Annotated in this window: 13 protein-coding genes; 8 read left to right on the top strand and 5 right to left on the bottom strand. The window is 71.4% G+C overall.

Annotated elements, in window-relative coordinates; translation table 11 throughout:
• Together BMW78_RS00065 and fahA are read left to right on the top strand one after the other, a co-directional pair.
• Window positions 1-876, top strand: coding sequence for a hypothetical protein (locus BMW78_RS00065; protein ID WP_091755274.1), 876 nt, complete (start codon window positions 1-3; stop codon window positions 874-876).
• Complete coding sequence (gene fahA, locus BMW78_RS00060; protein WP_091755272.1) at window positions 873-2054, top strand: fumarylacetoacetase; 1182 nt, start codon at window positions 873-875, stop codon at window positions 2052-2054. The genes BMW78_RS00065 and fahA overlap by 4 nt, the downstream gene beginning before the upstream one ends.
• Window positions 2055-2121: 67 nt before the next feature.
• Here fahA and BMW78_RS00055 read toward each other — a convergent pair whose 3' ends face one another.
• Complete coding sequence (locus BMW78_RS00055) at window positions 2122-2856, bottom strand: hypothetical protein (protein ID WP_177180213.1); 735 nt, start codon at window positions 2854-2856, stop codon at window positions 2122-2124.
• Window positions 2857-3073: 217 nt separating this feature from the next.
• On the opposite strand from BMW78_RS00055, the gene BMW78_RS00050 reads away from it, so the two are divergent.
• The gene (locus BMW78_RS00050) at window positions 3074-3949 is read left to right on the top strand and encodes an aldo/keto reductase (protein ID WP_091755270.1); all 876 of its coding nucleotides are present in this window, start codon (window positions 3074-3076) and stop codon (window positions 3947-3949) included.
• A 16-nt stretch (window positions 3950-3965) separates the two neighbouring features.
• Here BMW78_RS00050 and BMW78_RS00045 read toward each other — a convergent pair whose 3' ends face one another.
• Window positions 3966-5288, bottom strand: coding sequence for an MFS transporter (locus BMW78_RS00045; RefSeq protein WP_177180212.1), 1323 nt, complete (start codon window positions 5286-5288; stop codon window positions 3966-3968).
• Window positions 5289-5436: 148 nt separating this feature from the next.
• Here BMW78_RS00045 and BMW78_RS00040 point away from each other — a divergent pair, with 148 nt between their 5' ends.
• Window positions 5437-6315, top strand: a complete 879-nt coding sequence (locus BMW78_RS00040) for a LysR substrate-binding domain-containing protein (RefSeq protein WP_091756409.1) — start codon at window positions 5437-5439, stop codon at window positions 6313-6315.
• 59 nt (window positions 6316-6374) lie between these two features.
• Here the strand turns inward: BMW78_RS00040 and BMW78_RS00035 are convergent, their stop codons facing one another.
• Complete coding sequence (locus tag BMW78_RS00035) at window positions 6375-7202, bottom strand: IclR family transcriptional regulator (protein ID WP_091755266.1); 828 nt, start codon at window positions 7200-7202, stop codon at window positions 6375-6377.
• Window positions 7203-7352: 150 nt separating this feature from the next.
• On the opposite strand from BMW78_RS00035, the gene BMW78_RS00030 reads away from it, so the two are divergent.
• From BMW78_RS00030 to BMW78_RS00020, 3 genes are all read left to right on the top strand, one after another.
• On the top strand, window positions 7353-7793 hold the full coding sequence (locus BMW78_RS00030; RefSeq protein WP_177180211.1) for a metal-sulfur cluster assembly factor: 441 nt from the start codon (window positions 7353-7355) through the stop codon (window positions 7791-7793).
• A 3-nt stretch (window positions 7794-7796) separates the two neighbouring features.
• Complete coding sequence (locus BMW78_RS00025) at window positions 7797-8819, top strand: amidohydrolase family protein (RefSeq protein WP_091755262.1); 1023 nt, start codon at window positions 7797-7799, stop codon at window positions 8817-8819.
• Between the two features lie 209 nt (window positions 8820-9028).
• Window positions 9029-9454, top strand: a complete 426-nt coding sequence (locus BMW78_RS00020) for an SRPBCC family protein (protein WP_091755260.1) — start codon at window positions 9029-9031, stop codon at window positions 9452-9454.
• Between the two features lie 83 nt (window positions 9455-9537).
• Here the strand turns inward: BMW78_RS00020 and BMW78_RS00015 are convergent, their stop codons facing one another.
• Together BMW78_RS00015 and BMW78_RS00010 are read right to left on the bottom strand one after the other, a co-directional pair.
• Complete coding sequence (locus BMW78_RS00015) at window positions 9538-10833, bottom strand: DUF2254 domain-containing protein (protein WP_091755258.1); 1296 nt, start codon at window positions 10831-10833, stop codon at window positions 9538-9540.
• A 119-nt stretch (window positions 10834-10952) separates the two neighbouring features.
• On the bottom strand, window positions 10953-13253 hold the full coding sequence (locus tag BMW78_RS00010; RefSeq protein ID WP_091755256.1) for an FG-GAP-like repeat-containing protein: 2301 nt from the start codon (window positions 13251-13253) through the stop codon (window positions 10953-10955).
• Window positions 13254-13584: 331 nt separating this feature from the next.
• Here BMW78_RS00010 and BMW78_RS00005 point away from each other — a divergent pair.
• Window positions 13585-14162, top strand: a 578-nt coding sequence (locus tag BMW78_RS00005) for a hypothetical protein (RefSeq protein WP_143056090.1), incomplete at its 3' end; no start/stop codon positions are given.

Here is a 14162-nt window from a genome sequence, read left to right as displayed (position 1 = left end):
ATGCGCCTGTTCACAGGATTCCTGGACGATGCCGCGGTCTTCCCGCCGGGCTCGGTGCCGCTGGCGCAAGCCGTGCCGGCGCACCTGGCACACCTGGCGTCTGCGCAGGGGCCCCTCGTCGGCCCGTTCGTCGTCGCGGCGTCTGCCCTGCCGTCACTGGGCCCGCTCGTGCAAGGGCTGCCGCCGCGGTCCTTCGCGCTCTCGGTGACGGTGCCGGGACCGAGAGCCGTGCGCGCGGCCCTCGAGGCGGCGGCCCTCGTTCCGGCTCTCGACGTGCGCGCGGTCGAGGTGGGAGTCCCTGCGGACGTGGCCGAGGTCGACGAGGTCGTGCCGGCACTCGACCTGGCCCTCCGAGGCGACCTCGCCCGCACGGCCGACGGCAGCCGTGTGACGGCCTTTGTCGAGCTGCCCCGCGACGAGCGTCGCGCGACCCTCCTCGACGCGCTGGCCGGCACGGCATACCTCGCCAAGCTCCGCACCGGCGGCGTCCGCGCCGACCTCTACCCGGATGCCGCGGAGCTGGGTGCCGGCATCGTCGCCCTGGTGCGTGCGCGGGTGCCCTTCAAGGCGACGGCCGGCCTGCACCACGCGGTGCGCAACACCGATGCAGCAACGGGCTTCGAGCAGCATGGTTTCCTCAACGTCCTCGTCGCCGTGGCCGCAGCGCTGGACGGCGCCGACGTCACGGAGGCGTCCGTGCTGCTGGCCGACCGTGACGGCGCCGCGCTGGCCGCCTCGGCCGGTGCCTGGCCGCTGGGTCAGGCCGAGCAGGTGCGCTGGTGCTTCCGCTCGATCGGCACCTGCAGCATCGACGAGCCCGTGTCCGACCTCGCCACCCTCGGCCTCCTCGAGGCCGCCGAAGGAGTCTTCGCATGACCGTTGTGACCGTTTCCTCCGACTCCCTCTACGGACTCGACAACCTCCCCTACGGCGTCTACTCCGTCGACGGCTCGCAACCGCGGGTCGCCACCCGACTCGGCGACACCGTCGTCGACCTGGCCGACCTGCTGGGGGACGAGGTGTTCGCCCGGCCGACCCTCAACGCCTTCATGGCCCAGGGGTACGAGAGGTGGGGTCAGGTGCGCGCCGAGCTCCGCGAACGGCTCGGCCAGGAGGTGCCCGACGAGGTGCTCTTCCCGCTTGCCGACGTCACCCTGCACATGCCCGTGGAGGTCGCCGACTACGTCGACTTCTACGCGTCAGAGCACCACGCCTCGAACCTCGGCCGGCTCTTCCGGCCGCAGAACCCCGATCCGCTGACTCCGAACTGGAAGCACCTGCCCATCGGGTACCACGGGCGGGCCGGCACGATCGTCCCCTCGGGCACGGACATCGTCCGACCCAGGGGCCAGCGCAAGGGGCCCGACGGCGAGGCTCCGGTGTTCGGGCCGTCGGTGCGGCTCGACATCGAGGCCGAGCTGGGCTTCGTCGTCGGCACGGGTTCCTCCCTCGGGGACACCATCTCGGTGGAGGACGCCGAGCGGCACCTGTTCGGCGTGGTGCTCTTCAACGACTGGTCGGCCCGCGACATCCAGGCCTGGGAGTACGTGCCGCTCGGGCCGAACCTCGGCAAGTCGTTCGCCTCCACCATCTCGCCGTGGGTCGTGCCCCTGCTCGCCCTCCAGGAGGCGAAGGTGCCCACCCCGCACCAGGACCCGAAGCCGCTCCCTTACCTCGCGGCGGAGCGGCCGTGGGGGCTGGACGTCGACCTGGAGGTGTCGTGGAACGGTGAGGTCGTCAGCCGGCCGCCGTACCGCGAGATGTACTGGTCGCCCGCGCAGATGCTGGCGCACCTGACCGTGAACGGCGCCTCGACCCGAACGGGCGACCTGTTCGCCTCGGGCACCATCTCCGGGCCGGAGGAGGACACCCGCGGCGCCTTCATCGAGCTCACCTGGGGCGGCACGGAGCCGGTGCAGGTGGCGGGGGAACCGCGCACCTTCCTCCAGGACGGTGACGAGGTGGTGCTCACGGCCTCTGCACCCGGCGCAGGCGGGTCGCGGATCGGCTTCGGTGAGGCGCGCGGGCGCATCCTCGCCGCGCGCCAGGCCTGAGCCGCTCGGTCACCTCTCGGTCAGCTCTCTGCGAGCTGCCCGGCCATCCCTCCGTCAGCCCACTCGGTCAGCCCACGCGTCCCGGGAGCTGGCGGATGATGCCGGAGCTCAGGAGGTCGGCCATGGCGAGGATGTGGGTGTGCACCTGCTCGTAGTCGGCGATGCTGCCTGCATAGTCGCCGGCGAGCTCGTTCGCCGCCTCGGCCAGCGTCTGGTCGAGGTGCTCCCGCATGTCGGCGCGCATCATCGACTGGGGCCAGAAGCGCGGGTTGACGGAGGCGAGGAGGTCGGCGATGTCGTCGGCGTTGGCGTACCAGCGAGCCTTGGCTGACGCGAACGCCGTGGCGTCGTGGGCCTTGGCGGCCTGGAGCACCTCGACCGCGATGGTGATGTGGTCGCGCAGCAGAGCCGTGAGTTGCTTGCCGGCCGCGTCGCCGTAGAACGGCTTGATGGCGTTGCCGATGTCGCCCTGGTTCCTGAGCAGCCGGGCAGCGGTCGGGGAGAAGCCGGCGGAGCCGTCGGCGAAGGTCACGATGGCGAGCCGCGTCCAGGTGATGTGGTCCTCCCACAGTCGCCGCATCTGGTCGTGGAGGGCCAGCTGGGCGGCGGTGTGCGGCAGGCGGACGGTGGCGACCGCTCCGCCGTGACCGCCGTGACCATCGTGTCGGGCATGGGTGGCCGGGGCGGCGAGCGCGTCTGCGCTGGCCCGGGGGAGGGCCAGGGCCAGCACGGCGAGCAGTGCAGCGATGGCGACGCCGGGGACGAGGAGTCGTAGCCGCGAGGTGGTGGAGGTCGCGCTCATGGGGTTTCCCTTCGCAGTGGCAGCGGGTCGGCACCGTGTCCAGCCACGGTGCGGCAGGGAGACGGTGTGAGAGTTGGCTGCGGGGCATGGCCGACCTCTTACCCCCGGACCCGACCACTCGGTGAGTCGGCACCAGGGCGTCGATGTGCCGAGCAAGGCGTCAATAGCTCGCGGCGACCGGTCGCCCGCGGGGCGGTGCAGGCGTAGCGTCAGCGCCATGCAGACCCGCCGCCTCGGACGCATCGGCCACGACAGCTCGGTCCTCATCTACGGCGCCGCCTCCCTCTCGGACGTCGACCAGGACACAGCCGACGCCTCGATCCAGGAGGCCCTCGACGCCGGCATCAACCACTTCGACGTCGCCCGCGACTACGGCGAGGCCGAGCTGCGGCTCGGCCCCTGGATGCCGCGGATCCGTGACGACATCTTCCTCGCCACCAAGACCGGTGAGCGCTCCGAAGAGGCCGCGTGGCGCCAGATCAACGAGTCGCTCGAGCGCCTGCAGACCGACCACGTCGACCTCATCCAGCTGCACGCGGTGTGCGACCTGGAGAACCTCGACCTGCTGACGGCTCCCCGTGGTGGCCTGGCGGCGGCCGTCCGGGCCAAGGAGGAGGGGCTCGCCGGTGCGATCGGTGTCACCGGGCACACTCACGCGGCACCCTCGGTGCACACCGAGGCGTTGCGCCGCTTCGACTTCGACAGCGTGCTGACTCCGGTGAGCTACCGACTGGCCAGCGACCCGGCATACCGGGAGGACCTCGAGGGCCTGCTCGAGGCCGCGGCGAGGACGGACGCCGCGGTGATGGCCATCAAGGCCATCGCACGTCGCAACTGGCGCGACGACGAGCCGAAGGTGTACTCGACCTGGTACCGGCCGCTGGATGAGCAGGAGCCGATCACCGCGGCCGTCGCCTGGGTGCTGGGCACCTACCCGCAGATCACCGGCATCGCCACCGCGGGGGAGACGCGCCTGCTGCGGCAGATGATCGAGGCAGAGAAGGCCAGCTCGCAGCTGACCCTTGAAGAGGCAGCGCGGGTGCTCGAGCGGGTGGAGGACTACTCCTCACCTTTCATCGCGATGCCCTTCTGAGCCCTGCCACCGGGGATCAGCGCGACACGACGGTGGGGCGCACCATCCGCACGGAGAACGAGGTGAGGCTGAGCCGCAGGTCGGCGCGCCGCGCGAGCCGCTGGCACACCAGCACCGTCACGACCGCGGGCAGCGCACCGGAGGCGAGCAGGGCCACGCGCGCGCCGAAGTGCTCGGCCATGAACCCGACCACCGGGCCCCCGATCGCGCCGCTGCCGATGAAGACCAGCATGTAGAGCCCGACGACGCGGCCGCGCAGGTGGTCGAGAGCGGCGACCTGCACGAGTGACTGTGCGGTGGTGAGGAATCCGAGGTTCGCGGCGCCGACCAGCACGAGCAGGATGGTGAAGCTGGTCTGGTTGGGGGCCGCGGCTGCCAGGAGCATCGCCGCAGCCAGGGCTGCACCGGCGCCGCCGACGCTGCGCAGCCGCGGCATCGAGGTGCGGCGTGCGGTGCGCATGGCGCCGAACAGGGCGCCGAGGGCGACCACGCCGTTGAGCAGCCCGAGCCCGCTGGCGCCGGAGTGGAACTCGTTCTTGGCGAAGGCGGCCAGCGTCACCGGCAGGCTGATGGTGAAGAAGCCGAAGGCCCCCACCATCACGATCGGCCAGAGCACCGTGGAGGTGCGCCGGGCGTAGCGCAGCCCCTCACGGATGCTTGGTGCCGGGGCCGCGGCCGAGCTGCGCCGCGCTGAGGCGCCGCCCGTGTCGCGCATGAGCGACAGCGCCACGACCGGTGCGATGAAGCTGGCGGCGTTGATCGCGAACGCGTAGCCAGCGCCCACCGATCCCATGAGGAGGCCACCGAGCACCGGGCCGGCCATCGCGCCGATCTGGAAGGTGCAGGAGACGAGGCTGATGGCGCCGGGCAGCTGTGGCCCCTTGACGACCTCGGAGACGAAGGACTGGCGCACCGGGTTGTCGGCCGCGGTGATGACGCCGAGGACGAGGGCGAGCCCGTAGACGTGCCAGACCTCGACGTGGCCCGCGAGGGTCACCGCGGCGAGGGCTGCAGCGGTCAGCGCCATCGAGACCTGGGTGACCAGCAGCAGCCGGCGCTTCGAGAACCTGTCGGCCAGCATCCCGCCGTGCATGCCCAACACCAGCGTCGGCACGAACTGGAACGCCGTCACGACTCCCACGGCGGTCGGGCTGTCGGTGAGGGTGAGGACCAGCCAGTCCTGCGCGATGCGCTGGATCCAGCCACCCGTGCCCGAGACCAGCAGGCCGAGGAGCAGCAGGCGGAAGTTGCGGTTGGTCAGAGCGGGGAAGGAGCGCGAGAGGCGCTGGCGGACAAGGGGATTGGCGAGTCGGACAGAAGCTGCGTCGGAGAGGGTCATGGTCGTCCTGCTGCGGTGGAGTCGAGTGGTGTGCTGGTGGTCCAGGCGAACCCGTCCATTGTCGGCGATCCGGACGGTGCGAAAGTCCATTCCGGGGCAGAATGAGTCGTATAAGTGCCATTGTGAAACGTAATGAAGGACGGCTGACGTGTACGACCCCGAGCTGCTGCGGACCTTCCTCGCTGTCACGCAGTCACTGAGCTTCACCCGAGCAGCCGAGGCACTCGGCATACGACAGCCCACGGTGAGCCAGCACGTGCGCCGGCTCGAGGAGGCCGTGGGCCGACCGCTGCTCGTGCGCGACACCCGCAGCGTGGCGCTCACCTCCGAGGGCGAGGCTATGGCCGGGTTCGCCCGCGAGATCTTGGCCGCGCAGGAGCGGGCGGTCGGCTACTTCACCGGCTCGCACCTCTCCGGTCGGCTGCGGTTCGGTGTCACCGACGACCTGGCCCTGACCCCGCTGCCGAAGATCCTGCGCGACTTCCGCCAGCTGTACCCGCGGATCGACCTCGAGCTGACCGTGCTGCAGAACGAGGCACTGCTGCGGCGGGTCGAGTCGGGCCACCTCGACGTCGCGTTCGTCAAGCGGGGCGCCAACACCCCGAGCCCCAGCCGGGGCCAGCTGGTGCGTCGCGACCAGCTCGTCTGGGTGGCGGTGGAGGGCACCCGGTTCGAGCCCGATCAGCAGGTGCCGCTCGTCGTCTACCAGGCGCCGAGCCTGAGCCGGGCGATCAGCGTGCAGGCCCTCGAGCGCGTGGGCCGCCGCAGCCGGATCACCTGCACCGTCAAGGGCGTCAATGGCGTGCTCGCCGCGGTGCGGGCGGGTCTCGGCGTCGCGGTCATGGCCCGCACCCTCATGCCGGCCGACCTCGTCGAGCTGCCCGCGTCGGCCGGGCTGCCGAAGCTGCCGCACCTCGACCTCGTGCTGCTGACGAACCGGAACGCGCCGGCCGAGTCGGCGAAGGCGCTCACCTCCGCGATCCTCGCCAGCGGCGCACCCCTGAAACCGGTGCAGGGCACTCCCTGACCTGAGTCAGCCACGGGGCACAGTCGCGCGTCACCGGCCGCGGGTCACCGGCAGAGGTGTCAGGCGGGGGAGAGGTCCTGTGCTGCCCTCAGCAGCTCGTCGCCCACCGGGGGCGCGATGTCGAGGGTGCGCGCGGAGACCACGACCGCCCACACGGTCTCGTCCGCCGCGGGCCCACCAGCCGCAGCGGAGTCCGCCATCGGAGAGGGCACCAGCGCCGCCGCGCACGAGACCCCGTCGCGGTACTCCCCGTGCTCGACCACCGGCCTCGTCAGGTCGACCGAGCGCAGCCAGTGCTCGAGTGTCTCGGCGTCGGTGGTCGTCTGGGACGTGAAGGCAGGCAGTCCCTGCGACCGCAGGTACTCCTTGCGCGCGTTTCGCGGCATCGCCGACAACAGCGCCTTGCCGAGCGCGGTGGCGTGCGCCGCGACGTCGAGTCCCACCTCGAAGTCCTCGAGGTAGGGGGAGCCCGGGCCCTCGACCACCTCGGCCACGACCATGCCTGACGCGCTGAGCCGCCCGAGGTAGGCGGACAGGCCGGTCACCTGCACCAGGTGGGAGAGCACGTCGCGCGACCGGGGTGGCCGGCCGAGCGACCCCACCACGTCGTGGAAACGTCGCGGCAGCTCGGTGCCGACGTCGTAGCAGCCGTCGGCCAGCCGCCGCACGTAGCCCTCGTAGGCCAGGGTTCGCACCAGGTGGTAGGTCGTCGACAGGTTGAGGCCGCTCCGTCGTGCGATCGCCTTGACCGGCAGCCCGGGGGAGGCGGTCACCACCTCGAGCACCCGCAGCGCCCGCGACACACTCTGGACGAGGTCCTCCGGCTCGGGCCCGCGCGAGGGGGCAAGCGCAGAGACAGCTGGCGCGACCATCTCGGACTGGCTCATGGGCGCCCTCCTCGTGGGCGGCGCCGTTCTCCTCCCGACGACGCCGTCCTCATCGAGGGTAGCCACGCCCCGGGGGCGGGGAACAGGGGTTTCGCCATGGGAAATCCCGGGGGCTACTGCCGCCGCCCACCGAGTCGCAGACTTGCCGCCATGACGAGAGCCCCAGCCATCGACCCGGCCATCGACCCGGCAGTCGACCCGGCAATCGACCCGGCGATCGAGGAGCGGCTCACCGCTGTCTACGACCCCTGCTGCCGCGACAAGGGCATCAGCGTCGTCGACATGGGTCTGCTGCACCGAGCCCACGTCGGCAGCGACGGCCACGCGCGGGTGGAGCTGCTGCTCACCAGCGGCTGGTGCCCGTTCGCGGCGACGGTCCTCACCGAGATCAGGAGCAGCGTGGAGTCGATGCCCGGAGTGACGAGCGCTGACGTCGAGATCGTGTGGGAGCGGGCCTGGTCGACCGACCGCCTCGCCCCGGCGGCTCGGGAGAAGCTCCGGTTCCTCCCGCCGCCCACCACCGCGGGTGACCCCGCGGCATACGTCGAGAAGCACTGGACCACAGGCCAGCCCGCAGTGAAGGAGCAGTGAGCCATGATCGGTGACGCGATCGTGTTCGACGGGGTGGCGCACCCCTTCAACTTCGAGGCCGACAACGCCTACGGGCCGGCGGGCACGATGTTCTCCAACCACCTCTACGCCTTCCACGCCACGCTCACCCCCGAGGGCGAGACCGTGATGCCCTCGGAGGAGTTCCTGCACAAGTGGAGCCCGGACGAGATCCGGGAGATGGTCTACAACCAGTCCGACAACGACCTCGTCATCGCGATGCCGCTGCCGCTGACCGACCTCTACCGCGACGGGCTCAGCGCCTGGCAGCGCTGCGCCGAGCTCGCCGCCCTCGACCCCGACCGAACCGTGTTCTGGGGCACCTGCAACCCGCTGGAGGGGAAGAAGGCGCTCGACGACATCACCCGCCAGGTCGAGGAGTTCGGCGCCAAGGGGTTCAAGTTCTACAACGTCCGCTACGAGGACGGCGGACCGGTGCCCTGGCGCATGGACGACCCCAAGGTCGCCTTCCCCGTCTTCGAGCACCTGCAGAAGCTGGGCATCAACCTCGTCGGCGTGCACAAGGGCGTCCCGCTCGGACCCCAGCCGGTCGAGTTCACCCAGACCTGGGACATGGATGGCGCCGCCGCGAACTTCCCCGACATCAACTTCGTGATCTACCACGTCGGTCTGCCCTTCATCGACGAGACCTGCTGGCAGCTCATCCGGTACCCCAACCTGCACGCCAGCCTCGCTGCCACCATCAACTTCGTCGTACGCGCCCCACGGATGTTCGCCGAGATCCTCGGCAAGCTGCTCTTCTGGTGCGGCGAGGACAAGATCGTCTACGGCTCCGAGGCGCCGCTCTTCCACCCGCAGTGGGCGATCCGCGCCTTCTGGGACTTCCAGCTGCCGCAGGACCTCGTCGACGGCTGGGGCTACCCCCAGCTCACCGAGCAGGCGAAGAGGAAGATCCTGGGGGAGAACCTGTTGCGGCTGCACGGCATGGACGTCGACCAGGCCAGGGCCCGGCTCGGCAAGCCGCAGGGCCAGCCCCTGCCGGCCTGAGCCGGACCCCGCCGGGTATGCCGCGTGGGTGTCCCCGTCCCCCCGCCGCCGGCCCACGCGGCATACCCCCTTCGTCCACCGCCCGCGGGGCGCGGCGCGAAACTTGACCAGACCTGGTCCTTCGACCTGTTGCCAGCGGCACCCCTGACGCGGTCGACTGTCCTCGTGGGCACGCCCACCCGGGGCGGCCCGCTGAAACGGAGGTCTCGATGAGCACTGAGGTCGACACGGTCCCCGACGACACCGACGCCGGCGAGCCCGAAGCGGGAGTTCACGCCCGCAGGACGCTCCCGGCGGACCCCAGCCAGGTGTGGCAGCACCTGATCAGCCCGGCCGGCACGGAGGCGCTCCTCGGCGAGGGCGCGCGGCTCGGCAGCAAGGGCGAGTCCTGGCACGCAGCCGACGGCTCCCACGGCGTGACCCGCAGCTACCACCCGCTCGAGCAGGTCCGGGTCAGCTGGCACCCCCACGACGACGGCCCGCTCAGCATGCTCGACGTCCAGCTGAAGCCCGACGGCGACGGCACGTGCGTCGACCTCTACCACGAGGGACGCGGCATCGCGGGTGACCCGCGCGGCGACCAGCAGCACTGGGAGGACGCGCTCGGCAGGCTCGCCGCCGGGCTCCCCGGCTGACCCCCGCACCGAGAAGGCGCGCGGCGCCCTGGGCCGGGCGACACCCGGGTGGGCGCTGTCCTCTCCGAGGGCGCCGGCAGCGGTCAGGCTCGAGTCAGCGCCATCGAGCTGGCGATCTCCCGGAGCCTGACGGTGTCGGCGTGGCACCCTGACTCGGCGAAGGCGTCGAGCACCAGGGCGATGTGGGTGCGCACCAGCTCGCCGACCTCGCCGTCGCCCGCGGTGGTGAGCCGTTCGCCGAGGCGGAGGATCTCTCGGACGACGTACGGCTCGGAGCTGCCGTGCACTCGGAGGTCGGTCAGGGCCTCGTCGGCGAGGTCGAGTGGCGACGGCACGTCGAGGACCAGGCGCAGCCGCCCGTCGTCGTCGGCCCACCCGGCCGGCGGGGATCCGGCAGCGACCATGACCGACAGGCCGGCCCCGAGCTCCTGGATGGCGTTGCGCGCGGTGTAGGGGTCGTTGGTGCCGGGGGAGAGCGCCCGCACGGCCATCTCCACCAGCTGCTGCACGGCGAAGCGCGCGTCCTGCACGGGTGTGCGCGCGTCACCGACGCCGACGCACTCGCCGAGTGCCTCGTCGTGCTCATCTGCTGCCGTGCTGTGCATCAGCGGTTCGCCCGGGATGACGTGGTCACCGACGCCGACATCCATGACGGCGAGCCCGCCTGCCCGAGCAGTGACGTCGACCAGGCGGTCGCGGTCGACGGAGACGACGAAACCCGCCTGCGTCGCCCTGACCGCGTGGCCCTGGTACCGGGCTTCCGCCACGGCTCCGTCGACGTCGCGCCTCGCTTGCCGGGGCGGGTCGGCGTACTCTCGCTGCGCCACGGACGTCAGCTCTTCGCGCAGTCGCACGGCCAGCGTGGAGATCTGGATCGACTCGGCGATGTGGTGGATGAAGTAGACCAGCGCGCCCACGTCGACCAGCGCGAGCAGGATGGCGGTGTGCACCGAGAGGAACGGCACGAACGCGTCGGTGCCGAGGTCCTGGTCAGCGGAACGCACGGAGCGGAGCACCAGCAGTGAGTACACGAAGGTGGCGACGAATGAGCCCAGCACGAGCTGGTTGCTGCGGTCGGTCATGAAGTTGCGCACCAGGCGAGGTCCATAGCTCGAGCTCGCCGTGGCGATGACGGCGACCGTGATCGAGAAGGCCGTCGCCGCGACGCCCAGCATCGAGCTGCCGATGGCGGTCAGCAACCCCCGTGATCCCTCGACGCCCAGCTGCCACGCCGACCCCTGGCTCCAGCTCGTCGTGTCGAGGAGCCGGTCGGTGATGACGAACACCTCCGCCAGCACGACTGCTGCCGCCACGAGGGCGGCCGGGCGCCACCAGAAGGTCTCGCGGATCCGTCGGAACAGCGCTGGGAGGCTCGGCATGCAGCAAGGCTAGGGGCGATGTGCCGCGTCGGCCCGTGGAGGCTCTGCGGTTCGGGTTGTCGAGGAGCGGATGTTCGGCGGGGTGGTGACCGTTCGACGGGCGAGGTCAGCGCACCCGGTCAGCGCACCCCGAAGATCCGGGTGGTGTCACCCCACGGCGCGGTGATCCGCTTCGCTCCCGCGAAGGTGCCCTTGCCGGTGCCGGCGTAGACGTAGTTGGCGTTGAACGGGTTGCGCGCCACCAGGTCGGCGCGCCCGTCACCGGTGACGTCGCCGGTGGAGAACACGGTGTTGAAGCCCTGCCAGCCCGTCGAGATCACCGTGCCGCGCTCGTAGCCGATCGCGGTGCCGGCCGTCGTGCCGGTGCCGCGGTAGAGCCAGAGCGCCCCGGCCGGCGTGCGTCCCATGAGGTCGACCTTGCCGTCCCCGGTGACGTCGCCGGGCGTGATCATCTGCGCGTACATCTGCCAGCCGGTGCCGATCCGCCGCGCACCGGAGAAGCCGCCGGTGCCGTTGCCGGTGAGCAGCCACAGCTCGCCGTTCGCCTTGCGCGCCAACACGTCCGGCTTGCGGTCGCCGGTCCAGTCGCCGGGGGTGAGGAGGTCGGTGTAGGCGCTCCAGCCGCGCGCCACCAGCACCCGGCTCAGCAGCCGGCCGGTGCCGGTGCCCTTGTAGAGCCAGGCGTCACCGGTGGAGGTCACGCCCAGCACGTCGGCGCGCCGGTCGCCGGTCAGGTCACCGGGGGAGATGACGAAGCGGTAGGTGTTCCAGCCGGGACCGATCTTGACCGGGGCCGCGAAGGTGCCGACCCGGCCGGGGTACCAGTAGAGGTCACCCAGGCCGGTGCGCCCCATGGCGTCACCGCGGCCGTCGCCGTCCAGGCCCGGCACTGCGGCGGGCGTGGTCGTCGTGGTGGGGGTCGTAGGCGTGGTGGGAGTCGTCGTGGGGGTCGTGGTGACCTTCGTGTACGACAGGCCCGACAACGCTCGCCAGTCGTTCGCCGCGATCTTGCCGGTCACCGCCAGTTGCGCCGCCCGCTGGAACTTCTGCACGCCCGCGAGGGTCGCGGGCCCGAAGTCCCCGTCGGCGGTGCCGACGGAGAACCCGCGCCGGTTCAGCTCGAGCTGGAGGTCGCGCACGGCATACCCGCGTGAGCCGGTGGTCAGGATGAGCGACCCGTATGCCGCGAAGAGGCGGCTCGTCGCCACCGGCGCCGGGCCGGTGGTGGAGGAGTAGGCGGCATATGACGCGGCCTTGGTGCGGATGGTGCCCATCTGCGGGTAGAGGTACTTGCCCGGGCAGAGCGTGTAGGACGTGTTCTGGTGGGCGTTGACCGTCGGCAGGGTGACGGTGGTGCCAGCGGCGATCTTGACGCCACTGCCGCCCGCCGAGGTCAGGCGCGTCGTCGCGCTCGGGCTGACGCCGTACTGCGACAGCTTCCAGCCCGCGACCTTGGCGAGCGAGTCGACCATCACTGCCGGGGCGCTCGCGGTCTCGTAGTTGCCGAGCGCAGCGACGCCCATGGTGTCGGTGTTGAAGCCCATGGCGTGGGCACCGCGGACCGCGCCGGTGATCGAGCCTGCCCGGCCCTCGTAGATGCGACCGAACTTGTCGACGAGGAAGTTGTAGGCGATATCGGTCCAGCCGAGCCCGCGGGTGTCGTAGGCGTAGATGCCGCGGATCTGGGCGGCGGCGGTGGACGCGGTGTAGTCGTTCGAGCTGGCCGTGTGGTGGATGACGATGGCCTTGACGGTGCTGTTGTAGGTCTCGGCTCCGCGCAGCGACTCGTCGGCACCCCACTGGGCGCGCGTGATGATGGTCGGCTTGACCGCTGCGGCCGAGGCGGAGGCCGCCGGCTGGTGGGCGGTCAGGTTGTCGTCGGCGGCGGAGCGGCCCGGGTCGATCGTGGTGACCTGCAGGTCGGGCAGCCTGCGGCCGCCGGTGGTCTCGACGCGGACCTGGATCCCGGTGGCGCCGTCGGTGACGAGGGGGTTGGTGCCGACGCGGGCGCCCTTCGACTCGCCGGTGCCGGACTCGGGGCCGTCGTCGGAAGCCTGCAGCGGCTCCCAACCGGTCCAGCCGGAGTCCTCCTTGACCCGCACGCTGACCCCGATGTCGGTGGCGGTGAGGCCGCTGCCGCGGGCCCACGAGACACCGGCGACGGTGAAGCGCGGGCGGGTCTGCGGGGTGCTGGCGGCAGACAGGGCGCGGCCGGTGGTGACCTTGGCGGTCTTGGGGGCGGGAGTGTTCGGCGCGCCGGTGCTCGGAGCGCGCTCGGCTGCGGCGACCGCAGGCACGCCGGTGGTGGTGACCTTCGGGGCGACCGGGTGGGGCCGGTCGGTGCTCGCGAAGGAGACGGTGGGGAGCGCGACGAAGACGGGGGTGAGGGCGACGGCGAGGGCAGCGGGGAGGAGGCGCACGTGAGAGTCCAGGGCAGTGAGCGGCGGCAGTCGGGCGGTGGTCTGGGACCACAGTGAAGGGTGACACCCGTGGGTCCGATGTGTCGCATTTCGGATAAATCAAGAACCGTTCGGATGAGGTGGGGTTCGAGCGTCCGGACGGTTGCAGAATGCAACGAGAGCGCGTTCGCGGTTGTCCACAGGTGATCGCGTGGGGTCACACCGTCCACAGGTGGCACGTGAGGGGTTGCGATGGTCGGTGAGATATGCCGCGAAAAGCGCTGTCTCCCAACGGTGTTCGTTGTTCTACGGTTGGGGTGGGTTGTCGGTGGTCGCCCCTACGGTTGTGGTCATGGAGGGGAACCAGCGCCACGGCGACCAGGCGGGTCGTTGCCTGAGCCTGGCCGAGCGCCGCGAACGGTTCGCGGCCGCCCGGGAGGCGCTGCAGGGGCTGGCCGAGGTGACGTGGCAGTGCCCCTCCGGTGGCGGACCCGACGGGCTGGCCGGCCTGATGGAGGAGGTCGACGCGCTCGGGATGGCGTGTGACCTCGGCCGGGTGTCGGTGCTCCGGGACGCCCTGTCACGGGGCGAGACCCCGGGCGGGTCGGCGGCGATGACCCCGACCCAGTGGGTGCGGGCCCACGCCCCCTCGACGAAGGCCGGTGGGGCGGCGGCGATTGTGAACGTCGCCACCGCCTTCGGGAAGGCCGTGAACCAGCCCGTGAAGGAGGCGGTCGAGTCCGGCCGCCTGCCGGTGCGGTCGGCGGCGACGGTGGTGTCCGAGTTCGAGAAGCTCAGCCCGCTGCTCGGTGACCTGATGCAGGAACCGGCGCTGACCACGCTGGTCGACATCGCCGCCGACGACGGACCGAACGCCTGCCGGAAGGTGCGCCCGTTCATCCTGGCCCGGTACGGGCTCGAAGACGCCCT

The sequence above is a fragment of the Pedococcus cremeus genome (assembly GCF_900111375.1).
GTDB lineage: Bacteria > Actinomycetota > Actinomycetes > Actinomycetales > Dermatophilaceae > Pedococcus_A > Pedococcus_A cremeus.
Note: the sequence above shows the minus strand (reverse complement) of the source record. Positions and strands in the feature narration are given on the sequence as shown.